At 56.5% G+C, this 16621-nt stretch carries 23 protein-coding genes; all 23 read left to right on the top strand.

The window, feature by feature from the left end; all coding sequences use genetic code 11:
* The first annotated feature begins 233 nt into the window (after window positions 1-233).
* Window positions 234-416: a hypothetical protein gene (locus ISN74_RS07875; protein ID WP_188798804.1), complete on the top strand. Its 183-nt coding sequence runs from the start codon at window positions 234-236 to the stop codon at window positions 414-416.
* Between the two features lie 193 nt (window positions 417-609).
* Complete coding sequence (locus tag ISN74_RS07880; RefSeq protein WP_188798805.1) at window positions 610-1092, top strand: hypothetical protein; 483 nt, start codon at window positions 610-612, stop codon at window positions 1090-1092.
* 132 nt (window positions 1093-1224) lie between these two features.
* Window positions 1225-1428, top strand: a complete 204-nt coding sequence (locus ISN74_RS07885; protein ID WP_188798806.1) for a hypothetical protein — start codon at window positions 1225-1227, stop codon at window positions 1426-1428.
* A gap of 6 nt (window positions 1429-1434) precedes the next feature.
* Entirely contained in the window at window positions 1435-1890 is a 456-nt protein-coding gene (locus ISN74_RS07890) for a lysozyme (protein WP_188798807.1), read from the top strand.
* Window positions 1887-2108 carry a hypothetical protein gene (locus ISN74_RS07895; RefSeq protein WP_188798808.1) on the top strand — a complete coding sequence of 74 codons (222 nt, stop codon included), beginning with the start codon at window positions 1887-1889 and terminating at the stop codon, window positions 2106-2108. The genes ISN74_RS07890 and ISN74_RS07895 overlap by 4 nt, the downstream gene beginning before the upstream one ends.
* Window positions 2105-2371, top strand: coding sequence for a hypothetical protein (locus ISN74_RS07900; RefSeq protein WP_188798809.1), 267 nt, complete (start codon window positions 2105-2107; stop codon window positions 2369-2371). The genes ISN74_RS07895 and ISN74_RS07900 overlap by 4 nt, the downstream gene beginning before the upstream one ends.
* Window positions 2372-2375: 4 nt before the next feature.
* On the top strand, window positions 2376-2876 hold the full coding sequence (locus tag ISN74_RS07905) for a hypothetical protein (protein ID WP_188798810.1): 501 nt from the start codon (window positions 2376-2378) through the stop codon (window positions 2874-2876).
* Entirely contained in the window at window positions 2873-3457 is a 585-nt protein-coding gene (locus ISN74_RS07910) for a lipase family protein (protein WP_188798811.1), read from the top strand. Before ISN74_RS07905 ends, ISN74_RS07910 begins: the two co-directional genes overlap by 4 nt.
* A gap of 134 nt (window positions 3458-3591) precedes the next feature.
* The gene (locus ISN74_RS07915) at window positions 3592-3939 is read left to right on the top strand and encodes a hypothetical protein (RefSeq protein WP_203546719.1); all 348 of its coding nucleotides are present in this window, start codon (window positions 3592-3594) and stop codon (window positions 3937-3939) included.
* On the top strand, window positions 3891-5249 hold the full coding sequence (locus ISN74_RS07920; protein ID WP_188798812.1) for a terminase large subunit domain-containing protein: 1359 nt from the start codon (window positions 3891-3893) through the stop codon (window positions 5247-5249). The genes ISN74_RS07915 and ISN74_RS07920 overlap by 49 nt, the downstream gene beginning before the upstream one ends.
* 3 nt (window positions 5250-5252) lie before the next feature.
* Window positions 5253-6698, top strand: a complete 1446-nt coding sequence (locus ISN74_RS07925) for an anti-CBASS protein Acb1 family protein (RefSeq protein ID WP_188798813.1) — start codon at window positions 5253-5255, stop codon at window positions 6696-6698.
* A gap of 2 nt (window positions 6699-6700) precedes the next feature.
* Window positions 6701-7519 carry a hypothetical protein gene (locus ISN74_RS07930; RefSeq protein ID WP_188798814.1) on the top strand — a complete coding sequence of 273 codons (819 nt, stop codon included), beginning with the start codon at window positions 6701-6703 and terminating at the stop codon, window positions 7517-7519.
* Window positions 7520-7552: 33 nt separating this feature from the next.
* The gene (locus ISN74_RS07935; RefSeq protein WP_203546720.1) at window positions 7553-9379 is read left to right on the top strand and encodes an NUDIX domain-containing protein; all 1827 of its coding nucleotides are present in this window, start codon (window positions 7553-7555) and stop codon (window positions 9377-9379) included.
* The gene (locus ISN74_RS07940; protein ID WP_188798816.1) at window positions 9379-9990 is read left to right on the top strand and encodes a hypothetical protein; all 612 of its coding nucleotides are present in this window, start codon (window positions 9379-9381) and stop codon (window positions 9988-9990) included. Before ISN74_RS07935 ends, ISN74_RS07940 begins: the two co-directional genes overlap by 1 nt.
* Window positions 9991-10002: 12 nt before the next feature.
* Entirely contained in the window at window positions 10003-11031 is a 1029-nt protein-coding gene (locus ISN74_RS07945) for a DUF2184 domain-containing protein (protein WP_188798817.1), read from the top strand.
* 97 nt (window positions 11032-11128) lie between these two features.
* Window positions 11129-11641, top strand: coding sequence for a hypothetical protein (locus tag ISN74_RS07950; protein WP_188798818.1), 513 nt, complete (start codon window positions 11129-11131; stop codon window positions 11639-11641).
* 1 nt (window position 11642) lies between these two features.
* A complete protein-coding gene (locus ISN74_RS07955; protein WP_188798819.1) occupies window positions 11643-12317 on the top strand; it encodes a hypothetical protein in 675 nt (224 codons plus the stop codon).
* On the top strand, window positions 12317-12739 hold the full coding sequence (locus ISN74_RS07960; protein WP_188798820.1) for a hypothetical protein: 423 nt from the start codon (window positions 12317-12319) through the stop codon (window positions 12737-12739). The genes ISN74_RS07955 and ISN74_RS07960 overlap by 1 nt, the downstream gene beginning before the upstream one ends.
* 9 nt (window positions 12740-12748) lie before the next feature.
* Entirely contained in the window at window positions 12749-13720 is a 972-nt protein-coding gene (locus ISN74_RS07965; RefSeq protein WP_188798821.1) for a hypothetical protein, read from the top strand.
* Window positions 13721-13725: 5 nt separating this feature from the next.
* The gene (locus ISN74_RS07970) at window positions 13726-14025 is read left to right on the top strand and encodes a hypothetical protein (protein WP_188798822.1); all 300 of its coding nucleotides are present in this window, start codon (window positions 13726-13728) and stop codon (window positions 14023-14025) included.
* A gap of 15 nt (window positions 14026-14040) precedes the next feature.
* Window positions 14041-15366 (top strand): hypothetical protein, encoded by a 1326-nt coding sequence (locus ISN74_RS07975; protein ID WP_188798823.1) that lies wholly within the window; start codon window positions 14041-14043, stop codon window positions 15364-15366.
* Between the two features lie 11 nt (window positions 15367-15377).
* Window positions 15378-15818 (top strand): hypothetical protein, encoded by a 441-nt coding sequence (locus tag ISN74_RS07980; RefSeq protein WP_188798824.1) that lies wholly within the window; start codon window positions 15378-15380, stop codon window positions 15816-15818.
* Between the two features lie 99 nt (window positions 15819-15917).
* Window positions 15918-16541 (top strand): hypothetical protein, encoded by a 624-nt coding sequence (locus ISN74_RS07985; RefSeq protein ID WP_188798825.1) that lies wholly within the window; start codon window positions 15918-15920, stop codon window positions 16539-16541.
* The last annotated feature ends 80 nt before the right edge of the window (window positions 16542-16621 follow it).

A 16621-nucleotide genomic window follows, 5' to 3' on the forward strand; every position in this document is an offset into this window, starting at 1 on the left:
CGTGCAGACAACGATCCAGGCTTCGTATGGTGTTACGCGCAGGAGAAGTGCAGGCGCGGCACATATGGGGTGCGGATAAGCATAACGCCTGGATCGGTCTCGCAGAGGAGCGCGGCGTGAATGCCGATCTATTACCACTTGCACCATCCCCTACGCATCCTGAAGCTACCGGGCAACCAGTGGATACCGGAGCTGGAGAAACTGTCGCCGGAAGCCCGAGCGGAATGCGAACCGTGGCTAAAGGCTCAAGCTCAGCGCTTGCGGATAAAGCGGCAATCCGCATCGCCATCCATCAGCTCACCGATGGCGAACTCAGTCACGAGGCGCAGGTGATGGCCGAGGACATCGCTCACCGCCAGAGTGCGCTGCATCAGATCCGAATGGAGATGCGTCGCCGCAAGAGGGTGCGCGGTTGATCCGGGCTCGGAATGCTCCACGACCTGATAGCGCCTGCCATAGCGCCGATGTGCTGACGCCTACCGAGCGTGCCGCGGAGCGATTGCCATCCGGATTCGCTGTGCCAGAACGGCTGGTCTATCGAGACCACGCTATGCATTGGGGCGATGTGCCAGAGATCCGCCAAATACTTCTCAGCCTGAAGGGGAAATCATGAACGCCAAAGCAGAAAAGATTGCCCGGATACTGGGTAAGACGACATTCAAGGATTTCCGGCAGGGATTTTCGACGCGACTTGCGCTCGATGCGGATAGCGATGCGGATATCAAGCATGCCCTTGGCGTATCCCAGCGAATGACCGGCGCGATGGCGGTATATGCCCTTGAAACCCATTACGCCTCGACATTGCTGCATGAACACCATCTTCGCCGTGCTTGGGACGCGCTCCGCGGCGAGCCGAAGCGGTCCAGTGACTATCCGATCCGGCGCCTGGGTTGTTCGCTGGCGATCCGAGAACATGCCGGCCTGAAACTCAGTCAGAAGGAATTGAAGGAGTGGGCCTGGATTCTCCACACCAATTACGAAGCCATTGAGACCTCAGTACGCGCCTCGGGCACATGGCTAGATGACATCACGGGGCGCGCGACCGTCGCTTTTATCAATGCCATGAAGGAACAACGCGAGAAAAGGGATTGAGAAGAAAAAGCAGCTAAGTCGTTGAAAACTGGTTGACAGGGTAAAATTACCCCCATACCCTCGCAGCATCCAAAACTGTCACTCATGAAAGCCGCCCATCCGAGGCGGCTTTTTTGTTGCCCGGAATCCGCCATGACCCTAGCTGTTCGCATCACCCATCCGACCGAATATCCCGCCAAAGCTCAGGTGACCGAATTCGCCACCGATGGCAATGGTGCCCTGCAGGGCGAGGGCCGAGTCGTCGCCACGCTGGAGCCCGGGCAGAGCTACGACGGGTACGTATACCAATCACCTGGCCATGGCGGTTCGGTGCTAATCGTCCGCGAAGTTCACTAACGCCTTATGCAACCCACCCAAGCCGCCATTGACTTAGTCAAGGCGAGCGAGGGATTGCGTCTATCGTCGTATCAGGACGATGCGGGTATCTGGACGATCGGCTGGGGTCATACCGCCGACGTCATCGAAGGTATGGCCATCACCGAACAGCAGGCATTGGACTTCCTCGCTGCCGACTTGAGTGTGGCCGGGAATGCAGTCTCGGCGCTGGTGAAAGTTTCCCTGACTCAGTCGCAGTTCGACGCACTGGCCGATTTCGTGTTCAACGAAGGCGAAGGGCATCTGCGCAGTTCGACATTGCTGCGACTGCTCAATGCCGGCCAGTACCAGGCCGCGGCGGCGCAGTTCAAGTTTTGGAATCTGGCCGCGGGTCAGGTTGAGCCCGGTCTTGTGACGCGACGCGCCAAAGAAGCAGCGCTTTTCCTCTCCACACCCGCAAACGTCTCAGGGGGCGTTGCATGAATCCTGTCCTGGTCGCCGCAGCTGGCGGCATTGCCTCCGGCGTCATCTCGGCGATCCTCTCGGCATTCCTGCTGACGCTCAAATATTCCGAACGCCTCGCCAGTATCGAGCGTGGCCTTTTGGAGCAAGACAAGCGGATGGACCGCTTGGAACAGCAGATCTTCGGTGCGCTTCGCCGGATCGAAGACAAGATTGATCGCAAGCAGGATCGGCCGTGAAGATCAGCGAGGGCACTTACAGCCTCCTGGTGAAGTTGCTGACCAAGTTCAACGAGAAATCATCCGTATATGGCTACGCCATGGTGTTTGGCGGCCAGTTTCTCGCCACCAAGTACCAGGGCGATGTCGCCAAAGGCGTGGAGATTGTCTCTGCGCTTGCCGGCATTGTGCTGTGGGTGGTCAGTGACAGTGAGATCCATTCGCTGCTGACCGGCAAGAAGCCCGATTCCCAGCCTCCTACCGTCCCTCCTAATCAAGGTTGACCCTATGAAAATCCTGAAATCGCTGTCCCTGGCGCTCGTCGTGGGGCTTATTGGTCTGGGCATCGGTTCGCTTGATGGTTGCGCGACGCTGCAGGCCGATCAGTCGAAAGCCGAGCTCGTTTGCTCAAACCTGTCTTCGGTGAATGCCACTTTCACTGCGTTCAACAACGTACTGATTGCCGAGCCAGCCACGAAGGTTATCGGCACGAAGGCGGCTGCCGATCTTGCTGCGGCCCAGGCGCCGATACAGGCGCTTTGCGCGAATGTCGGCATCGTGACTGATACGCAGATCACCGGTGCGTTGCAGCAGGTGCTGCCGGCCATTGCCGCCATTGTTGCGACATTGCCTTTGCCAGCCGCCACCCAGGCCAGCATTCAGGGCGGTCTCGTTGCGGCTGAAGGTGTTGTCGGCCTAGCTGGCTTGTTCGAATCGCAGCTCCAAGCCGCGCAGGCGGCGAAGGCCATGCCTGCACCAGCATCGACGGTAGCCTCACCCGCGCAATGACCCCCTACGACTTCGCCCTCCTGGCCAAGCAGGCCTATACAGATGCGCCTACGGTCGGGAGTGCTGACTCTGCCTCGCGCATGCATGTGTATGAGGTGGATGACTTCGGGACGGTCCATGTCTTCCGCGGCAGTGACGATATGGCTTCCTGGGAAGCTGACTTCGATATCGCCACGACGGATGTATGGGGATTGGGCAAAGTGCATGCAGGGTTCTATGCCGCGCTTGCTGCAATTCTTCCGGCATGTCTCGCGCTCCCACGCCCCAAGGCGATTGCCGGCCACAGTCTCGGCGCTGCGTTGGCGATTCTCTATGCCGGCGTTTTGGCGCAACAGGGTTGCATTGTGCCGGTCTACGCTTTCGAACCGCCGCGACTCTGCGCTGATAGCGGTCTTCAAAAGCTGCTCTTCGATAAATGTGTTCCATGGATTGCCACACGGAATGGTAACGATATTGTGACGCAGGTGCCGATCAGCATGACGCTGCCTGGTCCTCTGCGACTTATCGGTAGTCCTTCCGCTCCGGTCGATAACGCCACCGATCACAGCATTGATAGGGTGATAGCAGCCCTTCAGGCCTAACCATGGACGCCTTCCTCCGCTGGACTTATGCACTCGCATGGGTCTTCGTGGTGACCTTCGTGGTATCGCTGATCGTGTATGTCGAATGGCGTAGGCATAAGGGTTTGTAATTTCCATAATGGATATGAGTAGAAATGGCAGGGCGTCCTAAAGGAACACCTAAAACGGGTGGCAGGCGGCCTGGCATACCCAATAAAGTTACGGCTGATATCAAGGCTATAGCGCAGCAATATGGCAAGCGAGCCATTCAGCGATTAGTGCAAATCATGGAAAACGATGAAGCGCCTCATGCTGCTCAGGTAGCAGCCTCTCGCGAATTGCTTAATCGTGGTTACGGACAGTCTCAGCAATCCACTGACATCACTAATAGCGATGGATCACTAAGCCATCCCGGCTATGCGGTAATTCCGGAGCAAGCCGAGGGTATGGAAGCATGGACTCAGCAAACGCAGAGTTCATCCCAGATCCAGACGGACGAATAGTCTGGGCACCCCAGCCGGGGCCGCAAACGTTACTGCTGACGTGCCCTGTCGAAGATATTCTCTTCGGAGGTGCCCGAGGTGGTGGTAAGTCCGATGCTTTGCTTGGCGATTGGATCGGCCATGCCAGCCGGAGTCATGGTCATGCACGCGGCGTCATCTTTCGCCGTACCACGCCGCAGCTGGAAGAAATCATCCAGCGCAGCAAAGAGCTATTTCCGCCCCTCGGGGCGAAATGGCTTGCTGGTATCAAGACATGGGTATTCCCCGATGGCTCGCGCCTCAAGATGCGCTGGCTGGAACGAGATGAAGATGCTGATAACTACCAGGGGCATCAATACACTTGGATTGGTGTTGATGAGATCGGCATTTTTCCGAATCCCGATCCGATCGACAAATTGAGGGCCACGCTGCGTTCACCGTGGGGCATTCCCTGCGTGATGCGCGCTACCGCCAATCCGGGGGGCGTAGGTCATCAATGGCTGAAGGAACGCTATGTGTTGCCGGCCAAGCCGATGACGCCGTTCTACGATGCCTTTCGCGAGGTGTGGCGGGTCTTCATTCCGTCGAAACTCAGCGATAACAAGAAATTGTTGGAGAACGATCCGACATACATAAGCCGACTCAAGTCGGCGGGCCCAGAATGGTTGGTGCGGGCTTGGTTGCATGGCGACTGGGACGCCAGCGCTGGCGACAGCTTCTTTACCGAAGCGATTCTTTTGCAGGACGGTCAACCGGTCGATTGGCCGGAACGCTGTGATGATGTTTACGCCGTAGTGGACACGGCGATGAAGGATGGCGCGCAGCATGATGGATCGGCCGTCATGTACTACGCGCGCAATACTTTCTACGGCACGCCACTAACTATCCTCGATTGGGACGTTCGCCAGATTCAGGGCATCGATCTCGAAGAATGGCTGCCGCAAGTTACGCAGCGTTGCGAGGAATTAGCACAGCTCACGCGTGCGCGCCGGGGAAGTCTCGGCGCATGGATTGAAGACAAGGCATCCGGCACGGTTCTGATCCAGCAAGGTCAGCGGGCAGGGTTGCCCGTTAATGCGATCGATGGATCGCCGACCGCGCTTGGCAAGGAGGGCCGCTGCCTCGCTGCCTCGCCGCATGTGTACCAGCACAAAGTGAAGATGAGCCGGTACGCCTATGAGAAAACGGTCATCTACAAAGGACAGTCCCGCAACCATGCGCTTTCGCAGGTCTGCGGTTTCCGGCCAGGCCAAGATAAAGGGCCTCGCGACTTACTCGACACTTTCACCTATGGCGTCTTAATCGGCTTGGGTGACTCGGATGGTTACTGACACATGAGCGAATTCGACGGTGACAGCGCGTCGAGTGTGTTAACACTCAATGCGACGCTGGGAAGTCCGCTCTATCAGTTTCTGACATCCGATGCGATTGTTCCCGGCTCGTCGGCGTCGTATGAGTTGTGCAAGACGATCTTTGCTTATCACCCCCTGGGCATGAAGATCGCTGAGGAACCGATCAAGCGCGCGCAGAGTCAGTCGCGCCTGATCAAGATTGGCACGGCTCCGGATCGCTGCGTTGAGGCATTTCAGAAGGCATGGGATGCTCTGGGCACGGTGGGTGCCGATACGCTGATTCGTAATACGCATACGCTTAGCCGCGTATATGGCATCGCTTCGTTGGCGGTTCTGGCCGAAGGGACGGAGCCGAAAGATCCGCTTCCGTTCGACCGTCTGCACGAATTGAAACTCAGTTTCAACGTGCTCGATCCGCTGAACACGGCGGGCAGCTTAGTGATGAACCAAGACCCGAACGATCCGGGTTTTATGAAACCTACCGGTGTAGCGGTCTCTGGACGTCCGTATCACAACAGCCGCACGTCGGTGTTGATGAACGGACAGCCGCTCTATATCGAATGGTCGAGTTCGGCGTATGGCTTCGTGGGACGCTCAGTCTATCAGTCCGCGCTGTACCCGCTGAAGACCTATATCCAAACGATGATCACAGATCAGGCAGTGACGGAGAAAGCCGCCGTACTGGTCATGAAGCTGAAGTCGCCAGGTAATTTCATCGACAAGGTGACGCGCGCCTTTTATTCGATCAAACGCACCATTACGAAGGGTGCCCGCACCGGAAATGTGGTTTCGATTGGCGTTGATGAAGATATCGCCGCCATCAACTATACGAATCTGAAAGATGCTGCCGAATTCGCACGGACTAACTGCATCAAGAATATCGCCACGGCAACACCTATGCCGGCGAGCATGATCGATCAGGAAACCTTTGCGAGTGGTCTGGCAGAGGGAACAGAGGACGCGAAACGCGAAGCGGTCTATGTGCAAGGTATCCGCAAGGATATCGAGCCGCTCTATCGCTTCCTCGATGTCATCGTGATGCATCAGGCGTGGACGCCGGAGTTTTATGAGTCCATTCAGCGTGAGTTTCCGAAGGAGTATGGAGAAGTTCCCTATGAAACGGCCTTTTCGGAGTGGAAGAATTCATTCAAGGCGACCTGGCCGAATTTACTGGAAGAGCCCGACAGCGAAAAAGTTAAGACCGATGATGTCGTGACAAAGGCTGCTATTGCAGCCTTTGAAGTATTGGCTCCTAATCTCGATCCAGTGAATAAGGCGCGTCTCGCCAAATGGGTCTCGGAAGTATTTGCCAGTCGTCCGACCTTCGAGGCGTACCCGATGGATCTGGACGAAGAGGCCATCGCCGAATACGAGCCGCCGGTTCCGGAAATGGAGCCTAAGCCCGTCGTCGAGTCCTCGCACGAATAGCCATGGCGAGTACATTCCGCAAGGCGCTCGAAGAGGCGGTCGCGTATTACACCGAATACGGTTATGGCAGTTCGGAGCGCCTGAGTGATTGGATGCGCCGGCTCTATGCTGTAGCGCGTCAGGATTCACCGTCGCCGGAACAGCTCCAGAAACGCATGAAGATGGCGATGGAGACCTATTTCAAGCGCGCGACCAGTTACACCACGACGCGCCGGAAGCATCCCGGCGTGCCGCGCTACACGATTCAGCAGATTGAGCCGCGCCTGCGTCCGGAACTGTCGCGACGGATTCAAGCCAGCGCCGACCTGATCAAGCTTAATCGGGATCAGGCGATTGAGAAGACGATGCAGCGTTTTGCCGGATGGGCAACGTCCGTTCCGTCTGGCGGTTCGAATGTTGTGGCGAAAGGCGAAGTAAAGCAGGACATCGCGAAATCGCTTCGACAGCTTTCCTTTGTCGAACGTCGCGTTGCCATCGATCAGGGCCATAAGCTGGTCTCCAACGTTAACGCGATTATCGCGGAACAGGGTCAAGCCATCGCCGGCATGTGGCGCTCGCATTGGCGACGTCCCGGCTATGACTATCGGCCGGACCACAAAGAACGCGATCAGAAGGTTTTCGCGCTTCGCGGCAATTGGGCGATGCAGAGCGGCCTGATGAATAAGGGTGCCGGTTACATGGATGAAATGACCGCGGCAGGCGAAGAGCCATTCTGCGAATGCTACGTCGTCTATTTCTACAACCTTCGAGACTTGCCCGCCGATATGTTGACGAATAAGGGGCGGTCGGAGCTTGAGCGGACGCGGATCAAGGTTGCCTAAATGCCATCCGTCAGTTCGGCCCAGCACCGCGCCATGGAAGCCGCAGCGCATGGGCATTCGACGCTTGGCATTCCGGCATCGGTAGGCAAGGAGTTCGTCAATGCCGATAAGGGCCGTAAGGATGATGCGGCGACCAAGGATTGCTCGGGCATTCTATTTCGCGCAAACGGTCCATTTTATTTGCTGTGCAAGCGCTCCGATACGGGGCAATGGGCGCAGCCTGGCGGCCATATCGAAGGCGGCGAATCGGCTGAAGAGGCCGCTGTTCGCGAATGTGTCGAAGAGATCGGAGGATGCCCGAATGGATTGCGCTGGGTTGCGCGACGCAGCAATCTTCCGAAAGGCAAAGGAACGTTCACCTGTTTTCTGCAGGATGTAACGAAACCTTTCAAACCCGAGCTCAATGATGAGCACACAAAATGGGGATGGTTCGCGCCGGATCAGCTCCCAGCGAATACGCATCCAGAAGTAGCGAAAACAATTCGTGCCGTCACTGGCAATGAATTGGATATCGCTAAGCGCATCGCGAAGGGCGAATTGCCATCGCCGCAGCGCTATCACAATGTTTGGTTATTCAAGCTTCGTATTACTGGAACCGGCACGAGCTACCGGTCCAAGCATAAAGAGTTTGTCTACAGGCCGCCGGAGAATTTCCTCACCGAGGAATTCGTCGAACGCTGCAATGGGCTGCCGCTGATCTTCGAGCATCCGAAGGAAAGCGTGACGCTCACCTCTGATGAATATCGAAATCGGGCCATCGGCACGATTGTCCTTCCATTTATCGAAGGCGATGAAGTTGATGGCATCGCCAAAGTGTTCGATGACGATGCGGCGCTGCTTATGCGGATGTCGCATGCATCAACAAGCCCGGCGGTTGTTTTCCGTGACGCCGGTTCGACTGAGACCGTCCAGCTGGACGACGGCTCGACGGTTTTGATTGAAGGCAACCCTTCCTATCTGGATCACCTCGCCATCTGCGAAGAGGGCGTGTGGGACAAGGGCGGGGAACCCACTGGTGTACACATCGAAGGAGATCCCGCTGTGGATAACGTAGAACAAGCGCCCGCATGGGCCGATGCTCTGGGTAAGGGCATGAAAGAGTTTCAGGATTCCGTGTGCGCGCGCCTGGATGCCCTTGAAGGCAAGGGTGGCGGCGAGTCGGAAGAGGAAAAGGCCAAAAAGGCGGCTGAAGAAGAGGCCAAGCGGATTGCTGATGAGGCCGCTCGCGGTAGTCGCGCTGACGAATCCGAGGAAGAGAAGCTGAAGCGCGAGGAAAAAGAGCGCGCCGATGCCGAAGAAAAAGAGCGCAAAGATTCCGAGGAAAAGGAAAAGCGCGAGAAGGAAGAGAAAGAGCGCGCCGATGCGCAGGCGGGAACGATCAAGGGTCTCGAAGCTCAGATCGCCGCCATGCAAGCGCAGATCGCCAACGTCACCAAGCCGCGCACCAACGAGGATCGTGATCAGCTGAGTCGCATTCAGCGCCGCGCGGAAGGTGTTGCGATGGCGTTCGGTGATGCCAATTCAGTGACGCCGCCGATGTTCGACGAGTCTCCGATTGGTTATCGCAAGCGCATGGCTGCGATTTTCCAGAAGCACAGCCCGCGCGCGAAGACCACGAACATCAAGGCACTCGATGATGACACCTTTGGCTTGATCGAAGACATGATTTACGCCGATGCGCAGGCGTCCGCCAACAAATCAGCCGTGCTTCCGAAGGGTCGCTTGCATGCATCGGTGGATACCTCGACCGGTCATCGCGTCACCACATACACGGGCGATCAGGAAGTCACCTGGGGTCCGTTCAAGGCGCCGGTCTTCAGTGGCCGGATCAACAAAGACGTCGGCAAGAGGGTTGAATAATGAGCGGCATTTCTTTGAACCCGATGGTCACGTCGCAGCCTTTTGGCACCTTCGACGTCACCACCCAAGGCTACTATCAGGGCGATTTCGTCGATGATTCGAGCAGCTATCAGTATCTCGACGCCGGTCAAATCGCTTCCTCCGTTACGCAGCCCATTTGGGGCGGCATGGCGATCACCGAAACCCTGTCGTCTGCGGGCGAGGGCAATCTCGGCAATCAGCTGACGCTGGCTTCAGCCGCAGGCAATGTCACTGGCATCACGACCTTCCTGAAAAATGGCTCGGCCATCATCACTGCTGGTGCCAGCAATGTGCCGCAGGTTCAGGCCAGCATGACGGCGAACTTCTTCCGCTTCGGATCGAATGCGCGCTTGAAGGTTGCCGTTCTGAACTCATACGTCGCCACGCTGGAAGGTGGCGCGATCAATCAAACCTTGTATTGGGATCCGGCGCTTCAGCAGCTCACCGCCGAAGGGACCAGCGGTGCGTTCGCGTTGCCCGCTACGACCAAGGTTATCTCCGTCAACACGAACAGCAAGGTTGTCTCGTACAACTCGGGCACGGGTGCTGTCACCTGGGAGTCTGGCGCTGTGGCGATCATCTCGATCTAAGGAGCCCATGACATGAGTGGTTATTTTCCCTCCGTAGCAAAAGTCACCCCGAGCTATTCGGAGCCTGGCCTCATCCTGACATGGACTCAGGTGACCGGTGCATTCGAGTTGCTCCCCGGTGGCAACATGAAGACCACGCTTGGACAAAATGACAAGTTCGTTTACGTCTCGGCGTTGGATGTTCGCACCGATGCCGGCGCCGCGCAGTCCGCATTTAACCTGCTGCCTAGCGCTACCTTCAGTGCGTCGCTCTACAGCACGCCGACGTATCTGCTGGCGACACGCGCCATTTACGACCATCATCAGGTAGCTGATGCGGCCGAATGGAATGTGTCGTTGCCGAAGGCGCAGGAGCTGGGTAGTCGCCAGGGTATCTTCCAGTTTGCCCGCACCGCATTGCTGTATGGCATCAACCCAACCAATGGCGAAGGCCTGCTGAACTCGGCCAATGCCACCAACGTCACGTTGCCGCCTGATCCGTGGGGCAATGACACGACGCAAAGCTATGACAATGGTGCCATGGCCTTTTGGCTGGGTGAGCAGGTCCAGCAATGCGCTGCGAACATGTTCATGTCCGGCAAGAAGGCCGCGCTGAAGGTCACCATTGCGGGCCCGCAGCGCGTCGTGATGCCATGGATCACCTATGACATCGTGCAGGTCACCAGCTATCAGCGCGAAGGCGCCGGTACGGAAAACACCGGCACGGTGCTGCAGAACATCCTCGGTAAAGCGGGTTATGAAGTCGAATTCACGTTCGATGACACGCTCGAAGGCAAGGGTGCAGGCGGCACGGACATGGTGGTGCTTTCCATTCCGGAAATCGTCGACCTCAATCCGGTGGACATCAATACCAATGAGTTTGCGGAATTGATGCCGAGCATCAAGGACGTCAACGCCATGTATACCGACATGGTTGCGCCCCGCAAGATCAGCACGCCGATCCCGGATGGTGGCGTGAATGAGCGCTACGAACAACGCATCACCTCGGGTTGGAATCTTCGCCCGGAAGGCTTGTTCTTGCTGAGCATGCCTTACACCTGATCGGCAATTGATCGCGCGTTATCCAATGGCCCCATTCGGGGCTTTTTTATTGCTCGGTCTCCAGCAACGGAGCCTCATCCTTTAAGGGGATTCATCCATGTCCAAGCTCTACATCTGCAACACCACGCGCCAACGCTGGCACCATTCTTTCCGTGTCCCGGAAATGAAGCGTCTGTATTACGTTCGCATTCCAGCGGGTAGTCAGGTCGAGGTCGACCACAATCTCGGCGAGGCGGCGCACAAGGCCATCATCAGCCAACTTGAGCGCTATGGCGGTCGCGACGCGGCTAGCGTGAACGGAAAACTCGAAAAGTTTCCGGGGTTGTTCTATAAGTTTGATCGTCCGATTCCAGTCGACGACATTGTTGCCGGCCACGATGCCGTGCTTGATCACGCCGAGAGGCGTTCAGCGGGCGCAGTGGCGGCATCCGCCATGGCGATCGATGCCATTCAGCGCGACAAGACAGGTCAGCGACTTTCGAGCGTGACCGAAGTTGAGGTGACCGAAGAAGTGAAGCCGGGGAATAAGCCAACCGGCAAAGAGATCAAGTCCAAGTTCATCGTCTCGCCGGATGGCAGCGATTCGGTGAAACTGCCTGAAGTGGTCTGATATGCCCTGGACCAATCCGACCGCGCCGAACCTCACTGACTTCATCACGTTCTGCCAAGGGCAGGGCGTGACCACGGTGGTGCTGAATCCCGATTCGGATTATTTCCAATGGTCATTCAATCAGGCCTTTGTAACCTGTCCCTATGTTCCGCAGGTTCCATCGAATATCTATGTGAGTGCGGTCTATAACTTGGGCCTGCATTTATTGATCGAGATGGCGCAGGATCAGACTGGACTGGCCATCACAAGCATGGTCTGGGCGAACGGTCTGGTTACAGTCACGGCAGCAGCTGCCACAGGCTATAACGCCGGACAACAGTTTGATGCGCAGATCGTGGGTACGGCACCAGCCATCTACAACGGTTGTTTCTGCATGACGGTGACGGGAGCGGAAACGTTCACATATCAGATTGAAAGCAATCCAGGCGCCGTGACGGCTGTTGGCATGTTCAACATGCTGTTCTTCGCCAGTGCTCGCAAAGCGTTTGAGCTTAATCAGCTTGTTGCCGGACCGGTGCAATCGACGGGCGACCAGGGCACTGACACCACACTTGCTGTAGCCGATTTCTGGAAGACGCTGACGCTGGAAGACCTTGACCTCATCAAGACGAAATGGGGTAGGGCTTATTTGTCGTATGCGCAGAAAGCTGGTCCGACAGTGGTAGGCATCAGCTAATGAACTTAAACCTGGGCGTAGTCGACGTCGTTTATACGGACGGTGATGGAACGACTACGACGGGTGATGTGGCTGGCTACCTCGAATCGCGCTATCACATCATGCGCATCTTCCTCGAAGAAAATGAGGGATTCATCCACGACTGCATTACCAATGAGGTGGCCGGCGCCATCGAGATCATTGCGCAAGGTAAGCGAGTTCCGAAACTAGAACTGCGCCCAGCCATGTCGAGAATTGAAGAGCGCTTCCGAGATGCGTTGGATAGTGGCGAGCTGCATCGAATATTGCCACAGAGTCAACAAGTCAGCGACGCTACCTTGAAGACAAGCTCTCGCAAGAAAGTCATGACACAGACAGAAAGTCGTCAGGCATTTATTGATTCCGGATTATTCCAGAATTCGTTCCTAGCCTGGGTCAGTTAAGGCTAAAACATGAGCGCGATCCAAGAGGCGATGCAGGCACCGCCTCAGATGGCGGCTGCGCTGGATGCTGGCATTGCCACGCTTTCCGGCAACCAGTCAATCACATTTCAACAGTACACCAAGGTCACGCTTGAACAGGACGGCACGGTTTTTTGGGTAGCTGCTAGCACCGTATGCAATTTTCATGGATCGCTTCACTACATCACGGATCGACATCAGGATGAAGACCAGACCGTAGCGGCGAATCGCTTCATCTTCACCGCGGAGCAGGAAATCACGCAGCTCAATAGCGTGAGTCCATCATCGATGTGGATTGGCACATGGACGACCGATGGCGGATCGCTGCAGATCGCTTTTGCGGATCGCGGCTCCTTTTATCAGCAGTCGGATTTGTGGCATTACAGCGGCTATGCGGTTTATCCCGCGATGGCCTCTCAGGTTCAAGGCAATGAGGCGAATCTTCCAGAGGGGCCGGTTGTCACCAATAGCTTGCCTATTTGGCTGGCGCAGAATAGCTATCAAGGCATCACCGTTCCGGTCTATTCGTCATTTCTTGTTCCAGACAACATCCAGCCGCCTTACATCGTCGCTCATATCGAGCCCGATAGTACGGAAGTGCTTGGTGCCTTTCCGATTCAAAACGGTCCCGGCACGGTTATTCCTGATTCCGGATCGGCACCGCTCTACGAATACACGACGACGCAGCTCTGCGCAGAGGATGTGCGGCTGACGTTGTATGGATTCACCAATTCTCAGGCTCGCGCCTATCTGCAGGCCTTGATCGATAACTCATGGAATGACGTTTACGGATTTTGCACGTCGCCCGTCATCAAGGATGACAAGCGCACGCAGGCGGAAATTGCCGCCCTCGCCATGAAAAAGCGCATCGAGTTTCGCGCTTCATATAACCAAAGCTCCGCTGACGCCATCGTGCGTCGCTTCATCGTGTCGGCGAGCGTCACTACAACCACGCAGGAGTAATTTCCATGGGCTCTCAGAATCAGCTCGGTCCTTTGCCGGGCGGTAATACGCGCACGCTTGATATCACCGCAGCCACCGTCCTCAAAGCGAATCCCGGTCGCGTCTACACGGTTTCCATTTTGGTCGCCGGATCGACGACGGGTGCGATCTATGACAACACGCTGACTACCGGTAATTCGGTGACGAATCAGATCGGCACGATTCAAGAAGCCATCGGCACGCAGCCGTTTTACGGCTTCCCGACCACGAGCGGCATCGTGGTTGTTCCTGGCACGGGCCAGACCCTCGCCGTGTCCTGGTCCTAATAGGAGAACGCCGGCATGGCGACCACGCAAACTCCAACGATCGTCAACGAAACTACCGTTGTCACGGTCGCCCCGACTCCGTCGCAGCTTCAGCAGAGCGGTGCCGCCGTTTCTGCTGGCGGTACGACGTTAGCCACCGGCACCTATACCTATATCGCCGAAGAGAGTCAGCTAGCAGCAATTCTTCCTGCGCCGCTTACGCTCACATCTCTGACGTGGGCTTCCGAAGTCGTCACCGCGACAGCAGCGGGCGCTATCGGTCTATCGACGGGACAGACTTTTACCGTCACTATCGCAGGCGCCGTGCCGACTGGCTATAACGGCACTTATACGGCGACAGTCACGGGAACAGATACCTTCACCTTCCCACTGACAGTAAATCCGGGTAGCGAAACCAGCCCCGGCACCTACACCGCGCCTTATGTAGGCTTCCTGCAGAACGCCGCAACGACGTTCTTTGCGCAGAGCAATAGTTCCGGCTCCCCCATCGGTTTCTACGTATTGGAAATCGGTGAGGAATCGACAGCCTCCGCGGCCATCACGGCGCTGCAGGCATGGATCACAGCGAATACGCCGCAGCAGTTCTACGCCTATCTCGTCCCGGCCTCATGGGATAGCGCCGCACTTAATACGATGACGGGAAATTACAGCAGCCCATCGGGACAGACCTATTTCTTCCCGACGACGACTGTCAGTAATTTGAGTTTTTACGCGGCCAATAAAGCGGTCATTGCCACTGTGCCTAGCCCGACACAGGCCAGCACGGAGCATCAGGCGGCAGTTCCGTTTTATAACTGGCTCGTCAATAACCCGAGTGCATCGAACAAGCTTGCGCCAATGGCTTATCGATTCGCCTTTGGCGTGACGCCATGGGTTCAGCAGGGTAATGCGACCAACTTCCAGAACATCCTGACGGCTTTCGGAACCTACGTTGGTACGGGTGCCGAGGGCGGCATTTCCAACGCCTGCCTATTCCGTGCGCAAACTATGGATGGCTCGCAGTCCAATTGGTGGTACGGAGTTGATTGGTTCCGCATTCAGTCGAAGCAAGCGCTGGCTGCTGCGGTCATCAATGGATCGAACCAGAATCCGCCACTCGAATACGACCAGCCTGGCATCAACAGCCTGCTTTCCGTCTTGCAGAACGTCGCTAATAGCGCCGTGCAGTTCGGTTGCGATCTAAGCGTGACTGTCACAGCGCAAACCTTCGCTGCCTATACCACCGCCAATCCTGACAACTATCAGGCCGGCATCTATGGCGGCTTCGCGGCAACCGTCGTCGGTCAGAACGGTTTCTTGACTCTAACTTTCAATATCGACGCGGTTCAATTCGTCGCTTAAGGAGCTAGCTTATGGCTACGTGGGTTCCGCAGGGCGTTCTGAACCGCCTTCGCTGCAATATCGTCGTGTCGAACAATCTGGCGCTGAATATCACCGCGCCTTATATGGGCAAGAATCTAGCGCGCATCGCGTTCTCCGGAAAATTCGTGACCAAGGAGCCAACGGCTACGGGTTACGTCAATTCGCCGGAGCCTTACGTGATGGCATCGATATCGGTCGAGCTGTTGCGTCCGCAGGTTCTGTCCGCGGCATGGATTGCTCAGGCGCAGCTCTATGGCGATATTGGCCCGGTCACGATCTACTCGGACGCCAGCACCTTCCCGGCATTGACCGCTTACGAGACATCCATCGGCGATATCGATCCGGGTGCCTTCAACGGTATGGATCCAGTTGTTCGCCTCACACTCGAAGGCAAGTTCCCGGCTAACAGTCAGCTTTGGAATATGGCCTAACGCCGTTCCGTCTCGGCTAGGTGGACCCACCGAAAAGCCCGTTTCCCCTGCGGACCTGCCGAGGCGTAACCATTCAGGGATGAGACCATGGGAGTCTCTATGCGTATCGATGAAAAACTCAATCTTGTTATTCCGCTCAGCTCGGATGACAAGAACGTCAGCCTGTACGTCTATCACATACCGATCTCGAGAGAGGTATTTGAGCAGAATTATCGCGTCATGGCGGCGACACAGGCTTATATCGCGAGCAAGGGCGTCCGGTTTCAATTCGGCACTGGCCCGCGCATTGCCACACTGACCCTCAAGGAAGAAGGCTTGCGAGAAGCCGCGCAACGCGGCGAGGTCGACAAGGATGGCAAGCCAGTCGATAGAGCTACCGATGCATTGCTGCTCGAAATACGCCGCCTCACGACCATCCTCGCGCCAGGCTCCCAGGGTTACGAAACGCTTCCCATCGACACCGCCATCCAGCGCGGCCTTCTCGATGAAGACGATTGGCGCGAAACGGAGTCTATCCTCGTTTTTTTTACGTTTCAGTATGCGCTGGAGCAGAAGTCGAAGAAGCGGGACATGGCTATGGCGATCGCTTCAGTAACGAAGGCTGTAATTACGTCGTCAACGCCTACGGAGTTCCTCAACTCCTTGCAGACATCGACGAAGGTCGAACCTTCCGTGAAAGCGGAGCCTCTGGCGCATGTGGAGGACTCGTTCATTCCATCCTGAATCAGGTGGCGACCTTCGGCTTTAATGAGTTCTTCGAGCAATTCAATTTCGCTTATAAGTCCCCGAGAGAGTATCGGGAG

The sequence above is a fragment of the Dyella caseinilytica genome (assembly GCF_016865235.1).
Taxonomy (GTDB): domain Bacteria; phylum Pseudomonadota; class Gammaproteobacteria; order Xanthomonadales; family Rhodanobacteraceae; genus Dyella_B; species Dyella_B caseinilytica.

Coding starts and splice junctions, on each gene's coding strand:
- ISN74_RS07895 (WP_188798808.1), top strand. CDS start 1,887: ATGAATCCTGTCCTGGTCGCCGCAGCTGGCGGCATTGCCTCCGGCGTC.
- ISN74_RS07950 (WP_188798818.1), top strand. CDS start 11,129: ATGTCCAAGCTCTACATCTGCAACACCACGCGCCAACGCTGGCACCAT.
- ISN74_RS07960 (WP_188798820.1), top strand. CDS start 12,317: ATGAACTTAAACCTGGGCGTAGTCGACGTCGTTTATACGGACGGTGAT.
- ISN74_RS07890 (WP_188798807.1), top strand. CDS start 1,435: ATGCAACCCACCCAAGCCGCCATTGACTTAGTCAAGGCGAGCGAGGGA.
- ISN74_RS07980 (WP_188798824.1), top strand. CDS start 15,378: ATGGCTACGTGGGTTCCGCAGGGCGTTCTGAACCGCCTTCGCTGCAAT.
- ISN74_RS07940 (WP_188798816.1), top strand. CDS start 9,379: ATGAGCGGCATTTCTTTGAACCCGATGGTCACGTCGCAGCCTTTTGGC.
- ISN74_RS07910 (WP_188798811.1), top strand. CDS start 2,873: ATGACCCCCTACGACTTCGCCCTCCTGGCCAAGCAGGCCTATACAGAT.
- ISN74_RS07975 (WP_188798823.1), top strand. CDS start 14,041: ATGGCGACCACGCAAACTCCAACGATCGTCAACGAAACTACCGTTGTC.
- ISN74_RS07955 (WP_188798819.1), top strand. CDS start 11,643: ATGCCCTGGACCAATCCGACCGCGCCGAACCTCACTGACTTCATCACG.
- ISN74_RS07945 (WP_188798817.1), top strand. CDS start 10,003: ATGAGTGGTTATTTTCCCTCCGTAGCAAAAGTCACCCCGAGCTATTCG.
- ISN74_RS07935 (WP_203546720.1), top strand. CDS start 7,553: ATGGAAGCCGCAGCGCATGGGCATTCGACGCTTGGCATTCCGGCATCG.
- ISN74_RS07915 (WP_203546719.1), top strand. CDS start 3,592: ATGGCAGGGCGTCCTAAAGGAACACCTAAAACGGGTGGCAGGCGGCCT.
- ISN74_RS07965 (WP_188798821.1), top strand. CDS start 12,749: ATGAGCGCGATCCAAGAGGCGATGCAGGCACCGCCTCAGATGGCGGCT.
- ISN74_RS07880 (WP_188798805.1), top strand. CDS start 610: ATGAACGCCAAAGCAGAAAAGATTGCCCGGATACTGGGTAAGACGACA.
- ISN74_RS07905 (WP_188798810.1), top strand. CDS start 2,376: ATGAAAATCCTGAAATCGCTGTCCCTGGCGCTCGTCGTGGGGCTTATT.
- ISN74_RS07970 (WP_188798822.1), top strand. CDS start 13,726: ATGGGCTCTCAGAATCAGCTCGGTCCTTTGCCGGGCGGTAATACGCGC.
- ISN74_RS07925 (WP_188798813.1), top strand. CDS start 5,253: ATGAGCGAATTCGACGGTGACAGCGCGTCGAGTGTGTTAACACTCAAT.
- ISN74_RS07885 (WP_188798806.1), top strand. CDS start 1,225: ATGACCCTAGCTGTTCGCATCACCCATCCGACCGAATATCCCGCCAAA.
- ISN74_RS07985 (WP_188798825.1), top strand. CDS start 15,918: ATGCGTATCGATGAAAAACTCAATCTTGTTATTCCGCTCAGCTCGGAT.
- ISN74_RS07920 (WP_188798812.1), top strand. CDS start 3,891: ATGGACTCAGCAAACGCAGAGTTCATCCCAGATCCAGACGGACGAATA.
- ISN74_RS07930 (WP_188798814.1), top strand. CDS start 6,701: ATGGCGAGTACATTCCGCAAGGCGCTCGAAGAGGCGGTCGCGTATTAC.